The organism is Pseudomonas sp. GXM4 (genome assembly GCF_008923895.1).
Taxonomy (GTDB): domain Bacteria; phylum Pseudomonadota; class Gammaproteobacteria; order Pseudomonadales; family Pseudomonadaceae; genus Aquipseudomonas; species Aquipseudomonas atacamensis.
Window position 1 is genome coordinate 1 of sequence record NZ_WBRZ01000093.1, and the last position, 18,931, is coordinate 18,931.

The following is an 18,931-nucleotide window of genomic DNA, read 5'->3' on the forward strand; positions in this document are numbered from 1 at the left end:
CATGCACTGACGGTGTCAGGCATTGCAGTTTTTGGGGCCGCTGCGCGACCCAACGGGGATAAATCCCCTCGCCACATGGCCCGCGTCCACATGGGTTCTGTTGTTCGTGCTAAAGAGCTACACCCATGAACACCGGAGATCTGGCCAGTGCAAACAGGCTGAACACCCGCCAGTTCTGTTCGCGGCGGAAATAGCCTTTGACGAATTCGGCCTTGGAGCCCTGGCGCTTGCTGATCGACAGCGGCTCGAAACTGCCCTGTTCGAAATGCTGCAAGCCGATGACTTCGTCGACCATTACCCCGGCGAACACGTCTTCATGCTCCACCACCAATACCCGCCGCTGTTTGCGCAACGGCGACAGTTCATGGCCGAAGAAGCCGCACAGGTCCATGATCGGCAGCAGCCGCCCGCGCAGGTTAGCCACACCCTTGACCCACGGCTTGACCCCGGGCAACTGGGTGAAGCGCGGCTCATGCAGGACTTCGCTGACTTCGCCCATCGGCGCCACATACCAATGCTCGCCGAGGCGAAAGCCGATGCCGCTCCAGCGATCCGGGCGCGCCGCTTGCGACGGCAGGTCGGCTGCCAGCAGGCGGCAGCGCTGGTCGATCTGCCAGAGCAGTTCGAACGCGGTCAGCGATTCGTTCATGATCGCGCGATCAGCCGTTGAGTACGTTGTTCAGGGTCTTGATCAGGGTGTCTTCGTCGACCGGTTTGGTCAGGTAATCCTTGGCGCCCTGGCGGGTGCCCCAGACCTTGTCGGTCTCCTGATCCTTGGTGGTGATGATGATCACCGGGATGTGCGCCGTGTCGGCATCCTTGGTCAACTGACGGGTCGCCTGAAAACCGTTGAGGCCGGGCATGACGATGTCCATCAGCACCGCGTCGGGTTTTTCCTGACGGGCCAGGGCCACGCCGTCGGCGCCGTTCTCGGCCTTGAGCACTTCATGGCCGTGCTTTTCGAGCATGCCGGTGAGTTTGTACATTTCAGTCGGCGAATCATCGACGATCAGGATACGTGCCATGGTCTTCCCCATTTTTCTGGTCGACTGCCGGCCCGCTGGCCGAGCGTCACTGTGCGTGTCTTACTGCGGCAAAACGGCGGCGAAGCCCGGAACATGGGCCTGGATCGCGTTGAGCAGTTCTTCTTTGCTGAACGGTTTGGTCAGAAATTGATCAGAACCGACAATCCGCCCCTTGGCCTTGTCGAACAACCCGTCCCTGGATGAAAGCATGATCACCGGCGTCGCCTTGAAGGCGCTGTTGTTCTTGATCAGGGCGCAGGTCTGATAACCGTCCAGACGCGGCATCATGATGTCGACGAAGATAATCCCGGGATGGTGGTCGGCGATCTTCGCCAGCGCATCGAAACCGTCGATGGCGGTGATCACTTCGCAACCGACATTCTTCAACAATGTTTCGGCGGTGCGGCGAATCGTTTTCGAGTCGTCGATCACCATGACCTTCAAGGCGCTGGACTGCTGTTCCATAAGAGGGTTCTACCGTCGCCTTTGCGAATCAAATTGTCCGTTTTGCTGTGAATAATGGCCTGAAACCCTTGAAACCCATGGGGCGGCGCGATCTGCCAGCCTTTTTAGCACAGTCTCCAGATGCAATCTATCGACGGGTTTTTCCTTGACCCGAAACCCGCCCGGCGCCACTCTGGCGGCACTTTTTCAATACCGATCCGGTAGCCAAATTTCGAGGAAAACCCAATGAGCGTTCGCGTCGGGATTGTCATGGACCCTATCGCCAGCATCTCCTATAAAAAGGATAGCTCGCTGGCCATGCTGCTGGCCGCGCAGAAGCGTGGCTGGGAACTGTTCTACATGGAACAGAAAGACCTGTATCAGGCCGAAGGCCAGGCGCGGGCGCGGATGAGCCCGCTGAAAGTCTTCGCCAACCCGGACAAATGGTTCGAACTGGACGCCGAGCAGGACAAGCTGCTGAGCGACCTGGACGTGATCCTCATGCGCAAGGATCCGCCGTTCGACATGGAATTCGTCTATTCCACTTATCTGCTGGAACAGGCCGAAGCCGCCGGCGTGCTGGTGGTGAACAAGCCGCAGAGCCTGCGCGACTGCAATGAAAAGCTGTTCGCTACGCTGTTTCCGCAGTGCACGCCGCCGACCATCGTCAGCCGCCGCCCGGACGTATTGCGTCAGTTCGCCGACCATCACGGTGACGTGATCCTCAAGCCGCTGGACGGCATGGGCGGTTCGTCGATCTTCCGCCACACCGCCGGCCACCCGAACCTCTCGGTGATCCTCGAGACCCTGACCCTGCACGGCAAGCAGCAAATCATGATTCAGGGCTACCTGCCGGCGATCGTCGATGGCGACAAGCGCATCCTGATGATCGATGGCGAGCCGGTGGATTACTGCCTGGCGCGTATCCCGGCCATGGGCGAAACCCGTGGCAACCTCGCCGCCGGTGGCCGTGGCGAAGCGCGTCCACTGACCGAGAAGGATCGCTGGATCGCCGCCCAGGTCGGCCCGACCCTGCGCGAGAAAGGCCTGCTGTTCGTCGGCCTCGACGTGATCGGCGAGCACCTGACCGAAATCAATGTCACCAGCCCGACTTGCATCCGCGAAATCGACAATGCGTTCGGCACTGACATCGGCGGCATGCTCATGGATGCTATCGAAAAGCAGCTGCAAGCTTCGAGCCGCAAGCCACAAGCTTGAAGCCGGCCAGCGTCAGCTTGAAGCTTGAAGCTTGAAGCTTGAAGCTGCCCCTATGCAGCTTGTCGCTTGAAGCTCGTCGCTTGCAGCTAAAAACCAACATTGCGTTATCATGCCGAGCCCAAAAAAATGCGATGTTGGTTTTTCTACGATGACTCTGCCGTCCGATCTGCCCGCTGAACTCGCCCATCGTGGCGTGCGCCCGGCCGATCGCCTCGGTTTTACCCTGTTTCTCGCGGCGCTGATTCACCTGGCGCTGCTGCTCGGCGTCGGTTTCACCATGGTCGAGCCGCAGCAGATCAGCAAAACCCTGGAAATCACCCTGGCCACCTTCAAGGCCGAGAAGAAGCCGGAAAAGGCAGATTTTCTCGCTCAGGAAAACCAGGAAGGCAGCGGCACGCTGGACAAGAAAGCCCTGCCCAAGACCACCGAAATCGCGCCGTTCCAGGACAATCAGGTCAAAAAGGTCACCCCGCCGCCTGCCGCCAAGCCAGTGGTGCAGGAAGCCGCCCCGAAGGCAGCGGTGACCACCGTTGCGCCGAAACCGAAAAAGGCGCCGACCAAGAAAGAAGAAAGCAAAACCGAAGTCAAACCGACCGTCGACGCGCCAGCGTTCGACAGCTCGCAGCTGTCCAGCGACATCGCCAGCCTCGAAGCAGAGCTGGCCAAGGAACAACAGCTGTACGCCAAACGCCCGCGCATCCACCGCTTGAGCGCGGCCTCGACCATGCGCGACAAGGGCGCCTGGTACAAGGACGACTGGCGCAAGAAGGTCGAGCGCATCGGCAACCTCAACTACCCCGAAGAAGCCCGACGCAAGCAGATCTACGGCAATTTGCGCCTGATGGTCTCGATCAATCGCGACGGCTCGCTGTATGAAGTGCTGGTGCTGGAATCCTCCGGCCAGCCGCTGCTCGATCAGGCGGCGCAGCGCATCGTCCGCCTGGCCGCGCCGTTTGCACCGTTTACCGGCGATCTGTCGGACATCGACCGCCTGGAAATCATCCGCACCTGGAAATTTGCCCGGGGCGACAAGCTCTCCAGCAATTAAAGACCCTGCAAACCCTGTGGGAGCGAGCCTGCTCGCGAATGCGGTGTGTCATTCAATATTAATGTGACTGATCCACCGCATTCGCGAGCAGGCTCGCTCCCACATTGGAATTGTGTTGTCAGCATCTCCAGCTTGTCAGTTCGCCCCTCGAACGCCACACTAGCGCTCATGAAAAACGTCAGCCCCAGCTACCTCAAGCATCACTTCCTGATCGCCATGCCACACATGGCCGACCCGAACTTTGCCCACACCTTGACCTACATCGTCGAGCACACGGCCAATGGCGCGATGGGGCTGGTGGTCAACAGGCGGCAAGACTTGAACCTGGCCGACATCCTCGAACAGCTGCGCCCGGACATCGAGCCGCCGGCACGCTGCCAGGATGTGCCGATCTTCATCGGCGGGCCGGTGCAGACCGATCGCGGTTTTGTCCTGCACCCGGCGGGCCAGACCTTCCAGGCCACGGCGCAGCTGGACGGCGACCTGGCCCTGTCGACTTCGCAGGACGTGCTGTTCGCCATCGCTGACGGCGTCGGCCCCGCGCAGAGCCTGATTACCCTCGGTTACGCCGGTTGGGAAGCCGGGCAACTGGAAGCCGAACTGGCCGACAACGCCTGGCTGACCTGCCCGTTCAACGCCGACATCCTCTTCAACACCCGCAGCGAATTGCGCCTGGAAGCGGCGGCGCGGCACTTGGGCATCGATCTCAATCTGCTCACCAGCCAGGCGGGTCACGCCTGATGGCCCTGCGCCTGATTCTCGGCTTCGACTACGGCACCAAACAGATCGGCGTCGCGGTCGGCCAGGTCATCACCGGCCAGGCCCGCGAGCTGTGCACCCTGAAAGCGCAGAACGGCGTGCCGAACTGGGATCAGGTCGAAGCGCTGATAAAAGAATGGAAACCCGACGCCGTAGTGGTCGGCCTTCCGTTGAACATGGACGGCACGCCCAGTGAGATGTGCGTACGCGCGGAGAAATTCGCCCGCCGCCTCAACGGCCGCTACAACCTGCCCTTCTATACCCACGACGAACGCCTGACCACCTTCGAAGCCAAGGGCGAGCGACTGGTGCGTGGCGGCCAGAAAGGCAGTTACCGCGACAACCCGGTGGACGCCATCGCCGCTGCCCTGCTGCTGCAGGGCTGGCTCGATGAAAACACTGCATTGTTTGAATCCTGACAAGCGCTTCGGCGCTTTTCTTTTGGTTATAAACCGAGCTTCGTCCGGCAGGACGCAGCGCGGAATCACGAAGGAGCAACCATGAGCCTGCCCAATCCCGCCGATCTGATCAGTCAGATGGCGACCCGCCTCAAGGCGCACCTTGCCCAGCGTGACATCAGCGAACCGCGTTACATCGGCATTCGCACCGGCGGCATCTGGGTCGCGCAGGCGCTGCTCAAGGAACTGGCCAGCGATGCGCCACTGGGCACGCTGGATGTGTCCTTCTATCGCGACGACTTCAGCCAGAACGGCCTGCACCCGCAAGTGCGCCCGTCCGCCCTGCCCTTCGAGATCGAAGGCCAGCATCTGGTGCTGATCGACGACGTGCTGATGAGCGGTCGGACCATTCGCGCCGCCATGAATGAACTGTTCGATTACGGCCGCCCGGCCAGCGTCACCCTGGTCTGCCTGCTGGACCTGGACGCCGGCGAGTTGCCGATCCGCCCGAACGTGGTCGGCGCCACCCTGACCCTGGCCGGCAACCAGCGGGTCAAGTTGTCCGGCCCCGAGCCGCTGACGCTCGAACTGCAAGACGTCACCCTTTAATCCGCCCTATTGAGAGTCCCCCTCGCGATGACGCCTCTAGATACCAAGCGCCCGCTGCAGCTCAATGATCAGGGCCAGCTGCGCCACTTCCTCTCGCTCGACGGCCTGCGCCGCGAGTTGCTGACGGAAATCCTCGACACTGCCGACTCGTTCCTTGAAGTCGGTGCCCGGGCGGTGAAGAAAGTCCCGTTGCTGCGCGGCAAGACCGTGTGCAACGTGTTCTTCGAAAACTCCACGCGCACCCGCACCACGTTTGAACTGGCGGCCCAACGGTTGTCGGCAGACGTGATCACCCTGAACGTGTCGACATCGTCGGCGAGCAAGGGCGAAACGCTGCTCGATACCCTGCGCAACCTTGAAGCGATGGCCGCAGACATGTTCGTCGTGCGCCACGGCGACTCGGGCGCGGCGCACTTCATCGCCGAGCATGTCTGTCCGCAGGTGGCGATCATCAACGGCGGCGACGGCCGGCATGCGCACCCGACCCAGGGCATGCTCGACATGCTCACCATCCGTCGGCACAAGGGCGGTTTCGAAAACCTCTCGGTGGCGATCGTCGGTGACATCCTGCATTCGCGGGTGGCGCGCTCGAACATGCTCGCGCTGAAAACCCTTGGCTGCCCGGACATCCGCGTGATCGCGCCGAAAACCCTGCTGCCGATCGGCATCGAGCAATATGGCGTCAAGGTCTACACCGACATGGCTGAAGGCCTGAAAGACGTCGACGTGGTAATCATGCTGCGTCTGCAACGTGAGCGCATGACCGGCGGCCTGCTGCCCAGCGAAGGCGAGTTCTATCGCCTGTTCGGCCTGACCACCGCACGTCTGGCCGGGGCCAAACCCGATTGCATCGTCATGCACCCGGGGCCGATCAACCGTGGTGTGGAGATCGAGTCGGCGGTGGCCGACGGCCCGCACTCGGTGATCCTCAATCAAGTGACCTACGGCATCGCGATTCGTATGGCCGTGCTGTCCATGGCCATGAGCGGGCAGACTGCGCAACGTCAATTCGAGCAGGAGAACGCCCAGTGAAGCTCAGCATTCTCGGCGCACGCGTCATCGATCCCAGCAGCGGCCTGGATCAAATCACCGACATCCACGTTGAAGCTTGCAAGATCGTCGCCCTCGGCGCCGCACCGGCCGGTTTCAGCGCAGTAGAAACCATCGATGCTCAAGGCCTGGTAGCCGCGCCTGGCCTGGTCGACCTCAACGTTGCCCTGCGCGAGCCGGGCTACAGCCGCAAAGGCTCGATCGTCAGCGAAACCCGCGCCGCCGCTGCCGGTGGCGTGACCAGCCTGTGCTGCCCGCCGAAGACCAAGCCGGTGCTCGACACATCCGCCGTGGCCGAACTGATCCTCGACCGCGCCCGCGAAGCCGGCAACACCAAGGTGTTCCCGATCGGCGCGCTGAGCAAAGGTCTGGACGGTGAGCAACTGGCCGAACTGGTGGCCCTGCGCGACGCCGGTTGCGTGGCGTTCGGCAACGGTCTGGAGAGCTTCCGCAACAGCCGCACCCTGTGCCGGGCGCTGGAATACGCGGCGACTTTCGACCTGACGGTGATCTTCAACTCGCAGGACCACGATCTGGCCGAGGGCGGTCTCGCCCACGAAGGCGCGGTCGCCAGTTTCCTTGGCCTGCCGGGCATCCCGGAAACCGCGGAAACCGTGGCGCTCGCTCGCGATCTGCTGCTGGTCGAGCAGACCGGCGTGCGTGCGCACTTCAGCCAGCTGACCAGTGCGCGCGGTGTTGCCCTGATTGCCCAGGCGCAGGCCCGAGGTCTGAAAGTCACTGCCGATGTCGCGCTGTATCAGCTGATCCTGACTGACGAAGCGCTGATCGACTTCAACAGCCTCTACCACGTGCAACCGCCGCTGCGCACCCGCGCCGACCGCGATGGTTTGCGTGAAGCGGTGAAGTCCGGGGTGGTTTCGGCGATCTCCAGCCATCACCAGCCCCACGAGCGCGACGCCAAACTGGCACCGTTCGGCGCCACCGAGCCGGGCATCAGCAGTGTTGAGTTGCTGCTGCCGCTGGCGATGACGCTGGTCGAGGATGGTTTGCTCGACTTGCCGACGCTGCTGGCACGTCTCAGCGCAGGCCCGGCCGAAGCCCTGCGCCTGCCGGCGGGCAAACTGGCGGTGGGCGGTGCGGCGGATATCGTGCTGTTCGATCCGAAGTCATCGACGGTGGCCGGTGAACAATGGCTGTCGAAGGGCGAGAACTGCCCGTTCATCGGGCACAGTCTGCCGGGTGTGGTGCGCTACACGCTGGTGGATGGGCGGATCACCCACCAGGCATGACCTGCTACTGAGGGAGATTGTGGCAAGGGGATTTATCCCCGTTCGGCTGCGTAGCAGTCGCGAAGGCATTGCACGCGGTGGAACAAATCCACCGCGTTCTCGGATTCAGGACCGCTTCGCGGCCCAACGGGGATAAATCCCCTCGCCACTACTTACTGGAAGGCGCCGCGATTCTGCGCGTTGCGCACCGACACCTGATCGTTCAGGGTCCAGAAGTCATACAGCACACCAATAAAGAACAACCCGCCGGTCAGCAGATACAGCAAGCCGCTGATCCATTTGCCCTGATACATCCGGTGTACGCCGAACACACCGAGGAAAGTCAGCAGAATCCACGCGACGTTGTACTCGATCGGCCCGGCAGCAAAGCGCAAATCCGCTTCGCGATCCATCGCCGGGATCAGAAACAGGTCGATCAGCCAGCCAATCCCCAGCAAACCGAAGGTGAAGAACCAGATCGTTCCGGTCACCGGCTTGCCGTAATAAAAGCGGTGCGCGCCGGTGAATCCGAAAATCCACAGCAGGTAGCCGATGACTTTGCTGTGAGTGTCTTTTTCTTTCACGCGGGGTAGCTGATAGCTGTTCATTAAGACCTCATTGCACTCGATAGATAAATATTCTTCATTTCTTTGTGACTTTTTTACAGGTGGCCGACGTATGGCAAATGTTACCGTTGCTAGCGCGAAACCCTTGTAGAACCTGACTTCTGTCGGACAATTGCGTACTTTTTGAGCGTTTTTGGTTCCGTAGCCGGCGGAATGAATCGATGAACGGCCTCGGAACGGCAAAAAAAGCTGTTATAAAGTTGCGCGCTATCACTTATGAGCCACGCCTAATGCGACCATTTTTCAAGACATGGCTGACTATTTGCCTATTAATGCCACTGGCCGCCCACGCCACCAATCGTGAGCAACGTCTTCCCAACGTCAACGGCTTCACCCCTAAATCCCATGCTTCGGCTCCATCGAGCAAAAGCAGCAAGAGCAAGACCACCACGCTGAGCAGCAAGAGCCGCAGCAAGCTGGTGCCACCGATGGCGAGCAAGGAAAGCAGCAATGTGCTGAGCCGTGCGGTAAACGTCCTCGGTACACCTTATCGTTGGGGCGGCAGCAGCCCAAGTAAAGGCTTCGATTGCAGCGGTCTGGTGAAATATGCGTTCAACGACGCTACGTTCGACCTGCCACGCACCTCCAACGCCATGGCCAGCGGTCACGGCGAGAAAGTCGAGCGCAAGGATCTGAAGCCGGGCGATCTGATTTTCTTCAACATCAAGAGCCGTCGGGTCAACCACGTTGCCATCTACCTGGGCAACGACCGCTTCATCCACGCCCCGCGCCGTGGCAAAGCGGTGAGCATCGACACGCTGAACAAGCCGTACTGGGAAAAGCATTACGTCGTCGCCAAGCGCGTGTTGCCGAAAGAGCAACAGCAGCTGCGCGTAGTCCAGCGCTAACACCATACCGATCGTTCCCACGCTCCGCGTGGGAATGACTCAATGGACGCTCCGCGTCCGCTTCGGCAGGGACGCAGAGCGTCCCAGGCTGCATTCCCACGCAGAGCGTGGGAACGATCACTCCCTCAAAAATTATCCGGCGTACGCGCTTTCTCGCGTGCATGCTCGCGGCTGATCAAGCCCTTGGTCACCAGATCCTTCAGGCACATATCGAGTGTCTGCATCCCCAACGACCCACCGGTCTGAATCGCTGAATACATCTGCGCCACCTTGTCCTCGCGAATGAGGTTACGGATCGCCGATGTCCCGAGCATGATTTCATGCGCCGCCACCCGCCCGCCGCCGATCTTCTTGATCAACGTCTGCGACACCACCGCGAGCAACGACTCTGACAGCATCGAACGCACCATCGATTTCTCGTCGCCGGGAAACACGTCGACCACGCGGTCGATGGTCTTCGCCGCCGAGGTCGTGTGCAGCGTGCCGAACACCAGATGCCCGGTCTCGGCGGCGGTCAGCGCCAGGCGAATGGTTTCCAGATCACGCATTTCGCCGACCAGGATCACGTCCGGGTCTTCACGCAAGGCCGAGCGCAGTGCGGTGGCGAAGCTGCGGGTATCGCGATGAACTTCGCGCTGATTGATCAGGCATTTGCGCGATTCATGGACGAACTCGATGGGGTCTTCGATGGTGAGAATGTGGTGATGGCGATGGGTGTTGAGGTAATCGATCATCGCCGCCAGCGTGGTCGATTTGCCGGAGCCGGTCGGCCCGGTGACCAGGACCAGCCCGCGCGGCGCATCGGTGATCTTGCGGAAAACATCGCCCATGGCGAGGTCTTCCATGCTCAGCACTTTCGACGGAATGGTGCGGAACACCGCGCCGGCACCACGATTCTGGTTAAAGGCGTTGACCCGAAAGCGCGCCACGCCGGGTACATCGAAGGAAAAATCCGTTTCCAGATTTTTCTCGAATTCGATGCGCTGGGTGTCGTTCATGATGTCGTAGATCAGATCGTGCACTTGCTTGTGATCCAGCGCCGGCAAATTGATCCGTCGCACGTCGCCATCGACACGGATCATCGGCGGCAGGCCGGCCGACAGGTGCAGGTCGGAAGCGCCCTGTTTGGCGCTGAAGGCCAGCAGTTCAGTGATATCCATAGCGTCCCTCAATTCCAGTAGAATGCCGCGAACCTACAGACCGCCGGCGCCTCTTGATGTCCACGATAGCAGACAACATCCTTCAGGTTAGTTCGCGCATCCGGGCAGCGGCGAAAGCTGCGCACCGCGACGAAAACAGCATCCATTTGCTCGCCGTGAGCAAGACCAAACCCGCCCAGGCCCTGCGGGAAGCCTATGCGGCGGGCCTGCGCGACTTCGGCGAAAACTACTTGCAGGAAGCCTTGGGCAAACAGCTGGAGCTGGCCGACCTGCCCTTGATCTGGCACTTCATCGGCCCCATTCAATCGAACAAGACTCGCGCGATTGCCGAGCATTTCGACTGGGTGCACTCCGTGGATCGTCTGAAAATTGCCCAACGCCTGTCCGAACAACGCCCGGCCGAACTGCCGCCACTGAACATCTGCATTCAGGTCAATGTCAGCGGCGAGGCGAGCAAATCCGGTTGCACCCCGGCCGATCTGCCAGCGCTGGCCGAGGCCATCAGCGCGTTGCCACGCTTGAAGCTGCGCGGACTGATGGCGATTCCCGAGCCGACCGAGGAGCGCGCCGAACAGGACGCTGCCTTCGCCGCCGTGCAGGTACTGCAGGCGAGCCTCGCTCTGCCGCTCGACACACTGTCCATGGGCATGAGCCACGACCTCGAGTCGGCCATCGCCCAAGGCGCTACCTGGGTGCGGATCGGTACCGCGCTGTTTGGCGCCAGAGATTATTCCCAGTCTTGAACGTTTCCAGATAAGGACCACACATGAGCAACACACGTATTGCGTTTATCGGTGCGGGCAACATGGCGGCCAGTCTGATTGGCGGCTTGCGCGCCAAAGGTCTGGAAGCGGCGCAGATCCGCGCCAGCGATCCGGGCGAAGACACCCGTGCCAAGGTCAGCGCCGAACACGGCATCGAAACCTTCGCTGACAACGCCCAGGCCATCGACAGCGTCGATGTCATCGTGCTGGCGGTCAAGCCACAGGCGATGAAAGCCGTGTGCGAGGCGATTCGCCCGAGCCTCAAGCCCAATCAACTGGTGGTGTCGATCGCCGCTGGCATCACCTGCGCGAGCATGACCGCGTGGCTCGGCGAACAACCGATCGTGCGCTGCATGCCCAATACTCCGGCGCTGCTGCGTCAGGGTGTCAGCGGTCTGTACGCGACCAGCGAAGTGAGCGCCGAGCAGCGCCAGCAAGCCGAAGAGCTGCTGTCCGCCGTCGGCATCGCCCTGTGGCTGGAAGAAGAACAGCAACTGGACGCAGTCACCGCAGTGTCCGGCTCCGGCCCGGCGTATTTTTTCCTGTTGATCGAAGCGATGACCGCCGCCGGCGTCAAACTTGGCCTGCCAAAAGAGATCGCTGAGCAACTGACCGTGCAGACTGCTCTGGGCGCCGCGCACATGGCGGTATCCAGCGATGTCGACGCCGCCGAACTGCGTCGCCGCGTGACCTCGCCGAATGGCACCACGGAAGCTGCGATCAAATCATTCCAGGCTGGCGGCTTCGAAGCGCTGGTTGAAACCGCACTCGGCGCCGCCGCGCACCGCTCGGCCGAAATGGCCGAACAACTGGGCAAATAAAGGAGCCTTACATGATCGGATTGAACACCGCAGCGGTTTACGTGCTGCAAACCCTCGGCAGCCTGTACCTGCTGATCGTGCTGCTGCGCTTCGTCCTGCAACTGGTGCGGGCGAACTTCTACAACCCGCTGTGCCAGTTCGTGGTCAAGGCCACCCAGCCGCTGCTCAAGCCTTTGCGCCGGATCATCCCGAGCCTGTTCGGCCTCGACATGTCGTCGCTGGTACTGGCGATTCTGGTGCAACTGCTGCTGATGGCGCTGACCCTGCTGCTGACCTACGGCACCACCGGCAACCCGCTGCAACTGGTGATCTGGTCGCTGATCGGCGTCACTGCACTGTTCCTGAAGATCTTCTTCTTCGCTCTGATCATCAGCGTGATTCTGTCGTGGGTCGCACCGGGCAGCCACAATCCGGGCGCTGAGCTGGTCAACCAGATCTGCGAACCGGCGCTGGCACCGTTCCGCCGCTTCCTGCCGAACCTTGGTGGCCTGGATCTGTCGCCGATCTTCGCCTTCCTTGCGCTGAAATTGATCGACATGCTGGTGATCAACAATCTGGCGGCGATGACGATGATGCCGGAAATCCTGCGTTTGCTGATGTGAGGTGAGAGGGATCGGCGCTCGGCTTGATATGGCGTCGTCTGCGCCCCTCACCCCAGCCCTCTCCCAAGGGAGAGGGAGCCGATTTGTGTTGAGCTCAAGATTGGAGTTCGACTCGCAATTATCAGGTCGGCGCAGTTCGACAGAACACCTTGGTCAGTCCCCTCTCCCTCTGGGAGAGGGTTAGGGTGAGGGCTGCTTGCCGCTAACCCCCCCGGTCTTTAGACTTACGCCTCATTTCAACGAGAGCAGGGTCGATGCCAACTGCCTTTCCCGCCGATTCTGTTGGTCTGGTAACGCCGCAAACCGCGCATTTCAGCGAACCGCTGACGCTGGCCTGTGGCCGTTCGCTGGCCGCTTATGACTTGATTTATGAAACCTACGGCACGCTGAACGCCCAGGCGAGCAACGCCGTGCTGATCTGCCACGCGCTGTCCGGTCATCATCACGCCGCTGGTTATCACAGCGTCGACGACCGCAAGCCCGGTTGGTGGGACAGCTGCATCGGCCCCGGCAAGCCGATCGACACCAACAAGTTCTTTGTGGTCAGCCTGAACAACCTCGGCGGCTGCAACGGCTCCACCGGCCCGAGCAGTATCAACCCGGAGACCGGCAAGCCGTTCGGCGCCGACTTCCCGGTGCTCACCGTGGAAGACTGGGTGCACAGCCAGGCGCGTCTGGCTGACCTGCTCGGCATCGGCCAGTGGGCGGCAGTGATCGGCGGCAGCCTCGGCGGCATGCAGGCCCTGCAATGGACCATCACCTACCCGGATCGCGTGCGGCACTGCCTGGCGATCGCCTCGGCGCCTAAATTGTCGGCGCAGAACATCGCCTTCAACGAAGTCGCGCGTCAGGCGATCCTCACCGATCCGGAATTCCACGGTGGCTCGTTCCAGGAAGCCGGCGTGATCCCCAAGCGCGGGCTGATGCTGGCGCGCATGGTCGGGCACATCACCTATCTGTCCGACGACTCCATGGGTGAGAAATTCGGCCGTGGCCTGAAGAGCGAAAAGCTCAACTACGACTTCCACAGCGTCGAGTTCCAGGTCGAAAGCTACCTGCGTTACCAGGGCGAAGAATTCTCCGGGCGCTTCGATGCCAACACTTATCTGCTGATGACCAAAGCGCTGGATTACTTCGATCCGGCGGCGAACTTCGACGATGATCTGGCGAAAACCTTCGAAAACGCCACGGCCAAGTTCTGCGTGATGTCGTTCACCACCGACTGGCGCTTCTCCCCGGCGCGCTCGCGGGAACTGGTGGATGCGCTGATGGCCGCGCGCAAGGACGTCAGTTATCTGGAAATCGATGCGCCGCAGGGCCACGACGCCTTCCTGATTCCGATCCCGCGTTATTTGCAGGCGTTCGGCAATTACATGAACCGCATTTCGTTGTGAGAAAGCCATGAGAGCTGATCTGGAAATCATCCAGGAATGGATCCCCGCCGGAAGCCGCGTCCTCGACCTGGGTTGCGGTGACGGCGAGCTGCTGACCTGGCTGCGCGACAACAAGAACGTCACCGGTTATGGCCTGGAAAACGACGCCGACAACATCGCCGAGTGCGTGGCCAAGGGCATCAACGTCATTGAGCAGGATCTGGACAAAGGCTTGGGCAATTTTGCCAGCAACAGTTTCGACATCGTCGTCATGACCCAGGCCCTGCAAGCGGTGCATTACCCGGACAAGATCCTCGACGAAATGCTCCGGGTCGGCCGGCAGTGCATCATCACCTTCCCCAATTTCGGCCACTGGCGCTGCCGCTGGTATCTGGCGAGCAAGGGCCGCATGCCGGTCTCGGAATTCCTGCCCTACACCTGGTACAACACGCCGAACATCCACTTCTGCACCTTCGAGGATTTCGAAGAACTGTGCCGCGAACGTGACGCCAAGGTCATTGATCGGCTTGCCGTGGATCAACAGCACCGCCACGGGTGGGCCAGTAAGCTATGGCCTAATCTGTTAGGTGAAATCGGTATCTACCGCGTCAGCAGTCCGCAGTTGGCGGACCACCGAGTCGCGGTCTGAGCCTGGGCATTTGAAGGAGCACGAACATGAGTCGTCTAGCGTTGCTGTTACTCACCGCCTGCCTGAGCGCCAGCGCCATGGCGGCGGACGTCATCAAAGGTGAACGCAAGGAAACCTTCGGCGACATCACGGTGCACTACAACACGTTCAACTCGACGTTCCTGCAACCGGACATCGCCAAGGCTGCCGAGCTGATCCGCAGCAAGAATCAGGGCGTGATCAACGTCTCGGTGGTCAAGGACGGCAAACCGGTGATCGCCAGCGTCACCGGCACGGTCAAGGACCTGACCAGCAACAGCGTGCCGCTGAAATTCCGCCAGGTCACCGAGCAGGGCGCGATCTACTACATCGCCCAGTACCCGGTGCCGCAGCAGGAAACCCGCACCTTTGAAATCAAGGTGCAAAACGGCGACAAGATCAACACCATCAATTTCAACCAAGAACTCTTTCCCGGCGAATGATGAACATCAAGCAGCTCGTACTGGCCAGCCATAACGCCGGCAAACTCAAAGAACTTCAGGCCATGCTCGGCGACTCGGTGCAACTGCGCTCGATTGGCGAATGGAGCAAAGTCGAGCCGGAAGAAACCGGCCTGTCGTTCGTCGAGAACGCGATTCTCAAGGCCCGCAATGCCGCGCGCATTTCCGGGCTGCCGGCACTGGCCGACGATTCCGGGCTGGCAGTGGATTTCCTCGGCGGCGCACCGGGCATCTATTCGGCGCGTTACGCCGACGGCCAGGGCGACGCGGCGAACAACGCCAAACTGCTCGATGCGCTGAAGGACGTGCCGCAAGCCGAGCGCGGCGCGCAGTTCGTCTGCGTATTGGCACTGGTGCGCCACGCCGATGATCCGCTGCCGATCCTCTGCGAAGGCCTGTGGCACGGGCGCATTCTCACCGCTGCCAGCGGCGAGCACGGCTTCGGTTATGACCCGCTGTTCTGGGTGCCGGAGCGCGACTGCTCCAGCGCCGAACTGAGCCCGGCCGACAAGAACCAGATCAGCCACCGCGCCCGTGCAATGGATCTGCTGCGCCAGCGTCTGGGCTTGAAATGACCACTGATTCCTCCGCGTCGTCGCTGATCATCGGCGGCGCCGCGTCCTCGCCTCGGGCACCGCTGCCAACCCTGCCGCCCCTGGCGCTGTACATCCACATTCCGTGGTGTGTACGCAAATGCCCGTATTGCGATTTCAACTCGCACACCGCCAGCCCGGTGCTGCCTGAGCAGGAATACGTCGACGCGCTGCTGGCCGATCTCGATCAGGATCTGCATGCGGTGTATGGCCGTGAGCTGACTTCGATTTTCTTCGGTGGCGGGACGCCGAGCCTGTTCAGCGCCGAAGCCCTCGGGCGTTTGCTGAAGGGCGTCGAACAGCGCATCCCGTTCGCCGCCGACATCGAAATCACCCTTGAGGCCAATCCGGGCACCTTCGAGCAAGAGAAGTTTGTCGCCTATCGCAAGCTGGGGATAAATCGCCTGTCGATCGGTATCCAGAGCTTTCAGCAGGAAAAGCTTGAGGCCCTCGGCCGCATCCACAACGGTGACGAAGCCGTGCGTGCGGCGGGCATGGCCCGGCAGGCCGGGTTCGATAACTTCAATCTCGATCTCATGCACGGTTTGCCCGATCAGTCGCTGGACGATGCCTTGAGCGATCTGCGTCAGGCCATCGCGCTGAAGCCGACGCACATTTCCTGGTATCAACTGACGCTGGAGCCGAACACGGTGTTCTGGAATCAGCCGCCAGTGCTGCCGGAAGACGACACGCTGTGGGACATTCAGGAAGCCGGCCAGGCGCTACTGGCCGAGCACGGTTACGCGCAATACGAAGTGTCGGCGTATGCCCAGGCAGGGCGACCGGCGCGGCACAACCTCAATTACTGGAGTTTTGGCGACTTCATCGGCATCGGCGCCGGCGCCCATGGCAAGCTGAGTCATCCGGACGGGCGCATCGTGCGCACATGGAAAACCCGCCTGCCGAAGGACTATCTGAACCCGGCGAAAAGCTTTCAGGCCGGCGAGAAATCGCTGAGCAATGACGAGATGCCGTTCGAGTTCCTGATGAACGCCCTGCGCCTGACTGCCGGGGTCGAATCGCGCCTGTATCCGGAGCGCACCGGCCTGTCGCTGGAGACCCTCGCCGAAGGCCGGCGCCAGGCCGAACAAAGCGGCCTGTTGCAGGTCGAACCGTCACGCCTGGCGGCGACCGAACGCGGCCAGCTGTTCCTCAACGACTTGCTGCAACAATTTCTGAACTGACTTCAGCTCAAAGGGAAAACGCATGGATTTGATACTCGACCTGCTGGCCACCGTCTCCCGCTGGAGCCGCAGCAATCTCTCGGAAATCGCTCTGGCGCTGGTCGGTTGCCTGCTGGTGCTGTTCGGCGCTGACTTCAAAGGCTGGGTCGAGCAACGCCTGGGCAGCATCGCCGGCGCCCTGCGCGTGCCCCTGATGGCCCTGCTCTGCCTGATCGGCAGCGGCGCCGCGCTGATCTACGCCACGCCGTGGGTGATCAAAGGCCTGAGCCAGTTCAACAACTACAGCCTGGCGCCGGTGCTGCTGGTGGTACTGGTACTGATCGGCGTGGTTGCTGATCGCCGCTGATCCCGCAAGCACCCCGAAACAAAATGTGGGAGCGAGCCTGCTCGCGAAGGCGTCTTAACATCCAACATCATCGTTGATTGTCAGACCGCTTTCGCGAGCAGGCTCGCTCCCACAGTTGATTGCAATGAAAGGGAAGTTCATGAGTAAAAAACTACTGGATGAGACGAGCAAATTTCTCAGCTTCGTGTTGCGTCACCAGCCTCAAGCGATTGGTCTTACGCTGGATTCGGATGGCTGGGCAAATATCGACGCACTGATTCATGGTGCTGCGCGTGACGGTCGCAATCTCGATCGCGATTTGATTGAAACAGTGGTGGCAAGTAGCGACAAAAAGCGTTTTGCGATTTCCACTGACGGCTTGTGCATCCGCGCTGTTCAGGGCCATTCGACGAAGACTGTCGAGTTGCAGTTCGACGAGAAACACCCACCGCAAACGCTGTATCACGGCACAGCGACGCGTTTTCTCGATTCGATCAATGAACAAGGTCTAATCCCTGGATCACGCCATCATGTGCATCTTTCGGAAGAGATCGTCACTGCCACTTCCGTAGGTCAACGCTACGGCAGCGTAGTGGTCCTCGCAGTCGCGGCGCAGCAGATGCAGGAAGGAGGCTTCAAGTTCTATCAGGCCGAAAACGGCGTGTGGCTGACAGACCACGTACCTGCGCGCTTCATGACAAAACTGTAAATCCGAGACACTCACAGCTACTGTAGGAGTGAGCCTGCTCGCGATAGCTGTTTGACACTCAACATCCACGCCGACTGACACACCTCTTCGCGAGCAGGCTCGCTCCCACTATCGGGCCATGGTTCAATGATTCTTCGATAAGCGGCTCTGCGCCTGAAGGATCGCCTTAAGGCCAACGGAATCTTTGCAGCCCAGCGCTATCGCTTTATCGAAGTGTTCGATATTCCCGCTGTCGCGCAGATCGCTGCCATTCAAACGAGTCAACGCGAGTATGTAGTAGGCCTCAGCCCGGAACTGGTCTTCGGACAATACCAGGCCAGCTGCGCGGGCTCGCATGGCGGCCATCGGCCCGACCCTGCCGGCAGGCGCCCCGTTTTCTTCAAAACACAGCGAACGTTTGGCCTGCAACGGATAGTCGTCAGCCTGCGTATCAGGCTTGAGCAGCAACTGCTCGAGAGACTGCAAGAATTTCAAATGATCAGGATTTTGCGCATCAAATCGTTCATACGCCTTGTCGCACAAATGGTAATAGCCCACCGCAGCCGCTAACAATCCATCATCCATGGCCTGCTGATAAAGACCACAGGTCTGTAAGCGCGTCTGCTCGGAAAACATCGGGTTGTCCTGCAGGCTGGCCAGAAAATAGGTGGCCAGCGTGTGCCCGCCGTCCGACGCATGCTTGAGGTTATCCACAAGAGCCTTGAGATCACCCTCGGCAACGCGCAACTGTTCAGGTGTGTATTGCACGCTTTCCCCGGCGGCCTCACGCTTGATCCGGTCATTAGCGTCGCGCTCGATCTTTGCCGCCGTTCTCTGCGCACTCGCGAAGTATTCCTCGGGGCTGACTACCCGTTCGCACGCTGCGCAAAACAGCAGACCCAGAACTACGGTGCAGGCAAAAATGGCTTTCAAGATTTGTCTTCCTTTACAAATGGGGCCTCGAGCTATCGGCGGATCATGGCCAAACTTGAGCGAACCCCAGAAACAAGGAGCTGCGGCACGCTGCAATCTTTGATCC

At 60.7% G+C, this 18,931-nt stretch carries 24 protein-coding genes; 18 read left to right on the forward strand and 6 right to left on the reverse strand.

Translation table 11 applies throughout. The annotated features are described in order from the left end of the window. Positions 1-109: 109 nt before the first annotated feature. The 3 genes from F8N49_RS13785 to pilG are packed head-to-tail and all read right to left on the reverse strand — an operon-like array spanning position 110 to position 1,490. Positions 110-649, reverse strand: a complete 540-nt coding sequence (locus tag F8N49_RS13785) for a chemotaxis protein CheW (RefSeq protein ID WP_016772745.1) — start codon at positions 647-649, stop codon at positions 110-112. Positions 650-659: 10 nt separating this feature from the next. After that, entirely contained in the window at positions 660-1,025 is a 366-nt protein-coding gene (gene pilH, locus F8N49_RS13790) for a twitching motility response regulator PilH (protein WP_016772744.1), read from the reverse strand. A 60-nt stretch (positions 1,026-1,085) separates the two neighbouring features. Continuing rightward, positions 1,086-1,490 carry a twitching motility response regulator PilG gene (gene pilG, locus F8N49_RS13795; protein WP_016772743.1) on the reverse strand — a complete coding sequence of 135 codons (405 nt, stop codon included), beginning with the start codon at positions 1,488-1,490 and terminating at the stop codon, positions 1,086-1,088. 225 nt (positions 1,491-1,715) lie between these two features. Between pilG and gshB the strand changes: the two genes are divergently transcribed. The 7 genes from gshB to F8N49_RS13830 all read left to right on the forward strand — a co-directional run bounded on the left by gshB (position 1,716) and on the right by F8N49_RS13830 (position 7,801). Further along, positions 1,716-2,687, forward strand: coding sequence for a glutathione synthase (gene gshB / locus F8N49_RS13800; protein ID WP_042606571.1), 972 nt, complete (start codon positions 1,716-1,718; stop codon positions 2,685-2,687). A gap of 148 nt (positions 2,688-2,835) precedes the next feature. Next, positions 2,836-3,735, forward strand: a complete 900-nt coding sequence (locus tag F8N49_RS13805) for an energy transducer TonB (protein ID WP_122751157.1) — start codon at positions 2,836-2,838, stop codon at positions 3,733-3,735. Positions 3,736-3,903: 168 nt separating this feature from the next. After that, the gene (locus F8N49_RS13810; RefSeq protein WP_071172227.1) at positions 3,904-4,476 is read left to right on the forward strand and encodes a YqgE/AlgH family protein; all 573 of its coding nucleotides are present in this window, start codon (positions 3,904-3,906) and stop codon (positions 4,474-4,476) included. After that, positions 4,476-4,913 (forward strand): Holliday junction resolvase RuvX, encoded by a 438-nt coding sequence (gene ruvX / locus F8N49_RS13815; protein ID WP_016772738.1) that lies wholly within the window; start codon positions 4,476-4,478, stop codon positions 4,911-4,913. Before F8N49_RS13810 ends, ruvX begins: the two co-directional genes overlap by 1 nt. Positions 4,914-4,994: 81 nt before the next feature. Then, positions 4,995-5,501 carry a bifunctional pyr operon transcriptional regulator/uracil phosphoribosyltransferase PyrR gene (gene pyrR / locus F8N49_RS13820; RefSeq protein ID WP_024014655.1) on the forward strand — a complete coding sequence of 169 codons (507 nt, stop codon included), beginning with the start codon at positions 4,995-4,997 and terminating at the stop codon, positions 5,499-5,501. A gap of 27 nt (positions 5,502-5,528) precedes the next feature. Continuing rightward, entirely contained in the window at positions 5,529-6,533 is a 1,005-nt protein-coding gene (locus tag F8N49_RS13825; protein ID WP_016772736.1) for an aspartate carbamoyltransferase catalytic subunit, read from the forward strand. After that, entirely contained in the window at positions 6,530-7,801 is a 1,272-nt protein-coding gene (locus F8N49_RS13830) for a dihydroorotase (RefSeq protein WP_073471038.1), read from the forward strand. The genes F8N49_RS13825 and F8N49_RS13830 overlap by 4 nt, the downstream gene beginning before the upstream one ends. 152 nt (positions 7,802-7,953) lie before the next feature. On the opposite strand, the gene F8N49_RS13835 is transcribed toward F8N49_RS13830, so the two are convergent. Continuing rightward, a complete protein-coding gene (locus F8N49_RS13835; RefSeq protein WP_016772734.1) occupies positions 7,954-8,388 on the reverse strand; it encodes a TM2 domain-containing protein in 435 nt (144 codons plus the stop codon). Between the two features lie 248 nt (positions 8,389-8,636). Here F8N49_RS13835 and F8N49_RS13840 point away from each other — a divergent pair, with 248 nt between their 5' ends. Continuing rightward, positions 8,637-9,254, forward strand: a complete 618-nt coding sequence (locus F8N49_RS13840) for a C40 family peptidase (RefSeq protein ID WP_024014657.1) — start codon at positions 8,637-8,639, stop codon at positions 9,252-9,254. A gap of 125 nt (positions 9,255-9,379) precedes the next feature. Here the strand turns inward: F8N49_RS13840 and F8N49_RS13845 are convergent, their stop codons facing one another. After that, entirely contained in the window at positions 9,380-10,414 is a 1,035-nt protein-coding gene (locus F8N49_RS13845) for a type IV pilus twitching motility protein PilT (RefSeq protein WP_016772732.1), read from the reverse strand. A gap of 56 nt (positions 10,415-10,470) precedes the next feature. Between F8N49_RS13845 and F8N49_RS13850 the strand changes: the two genes are divergently transcribed. The 10 genes from F8N49_RS13850 to F8N49_RS13895 all read left to right on the forward strand — a co-directional run bounded on the left by F8N49_RS13850 (position 10,471) and on the right by F8N49_RS13895 (position 17,913). Further along, complete coding sequence (locus tag F8N49_RS13850; protein WP_151551773.1) at positions 10,471-11,157, forward strand: YggS family pyridoxal phosphate-dependent enzyme; 687 nt, start codon at positions 10,471-10,473, stop codon at positions 11,155-11,157. A gap of 23 nt (positions 11,158-11,180) precedes the next feature. Continuing rightward, positions 11,181-11,999, forward strand: coding sequence for a pyrroline-5-carboxylate reductase (gene proC, locus F8N49_RS13855; protein ID WP_073471036.1), 819 nt, complete (start codon positions 11,181-11,183; stop codon positions 11,997-11,999). A gap of 11 nt (positions 12,000-12,010) precedes the next feature. After that, entirely contained in the window at positions 12,011-12,601 is a 591-nt protein-coding gene (locus F8N49_RS13860; protein WP_016772729.1) for a YggT family protein, read from the forward strand. Positions 12,602-12,855: 254 nt separating this feature from the next. Continuing rightward, positions 12,856-13,995: a homoserine O-acetyltransferase gene (locus tag F8N49_RS13865; protein WP_024014658.1), complete on the forward strand. Its 1,140-nt coding sequence runs from the start codon at positions 12,856-12,858 to the stop codon at positions 13,993-13,995. A 7-nt stretch (positions 13,996-14,002) separates the two neighbouring features. Beyond that, positions 14,003-14,623, forward strand: coding sequence for a methionine biosynthesis protein MetW (gene metW, locus F8N49_RS13870; protein ID WP_024014659.1), 621 nt, complete (start codon positions 14,003-14,005; stop codon positions 14,621-14,623). Positions 14,624-14,649: 26 nt separating this feature from the next. Beyond that, the gene (locus tag F8N49_RS13875; protein ID WP_122506138.1) at positions 14,650-15,084 is read left to right on the forward strand and encodes a DUF4426 domain-containing protein; all 435 of its coding nucleotides are present in this window, start codon (positions 14,650-14,652) and stop codon (positions 15,082-15,084) included. Continuing rightward, positions 15,081-15,677 (forward strand): RdgB/HAM1 family non-canonical purine NTP pyrophosphatase, encoded by a 597-nt coding sequence (rdgB, locus tag F8N49_RS13880; RefSeq protein ID WP_024014661.1) that lies wholly within the window; start codon positions 15,081-15,083, stop codon positions 15,675-15,677. Before F8N49_RS13875 ends, rdgB begins: the two co-directional genes overlap by 4 nt. Beyond that, positions 15,674-16,879, forward strand: coding sequence for a radical SAM family heme chaperone HemW (gene hemW / locus F8N49_RS13885; protein WP_151551774.1), 1,206 nt, complete (start codon positions 15,674-15,676; stop codon positions 16,877-16,879). The genes rdgB and hemW overlap by 4 nt, the downstream gene beginning before the upstream one ends. A 22-nt stretch (positions 16,880-16,901) precedes the next feature. After that, positions 16,902-17,225, forward strand: a complete 324-nt coding sequence (locus F8N49_RS13890; RefSeq protein ID WP_008083808.1) for a DUF3392 domain-containing protein — start codon at positions 16,902-16,904, stop codon at positions 17,223-17,225. 139 nt (positions 17,226-17,364) lie between these two features. Continuing rightward, the gene (locus tag F8N49_RS13895; protein ID WP_016772723.1) at positions 17,365-17,913 is read left to right on the forward strand and encodes an RNA 2'-phosphotransferase; all 549 of its coding nucleotides are present in this window, start codon (positions 17,365-17,367) and stop codon (positions 17,911-17,913) included. A 123-nt stretch (positions 17,914-18,036) separates the two neighbouring features. Here F8N49_RS13895 and F8N49_RS13900 read toward each other — a convergent pair. After that, positions 18,037-18,931, reverse strand: an 895-nt coding sequence (locus F8N49_RS13900; RefSeq protein ID WP_256675443.1) for a hypothetical protein, incomplete at its 5' end; no start/stop codon positions are given.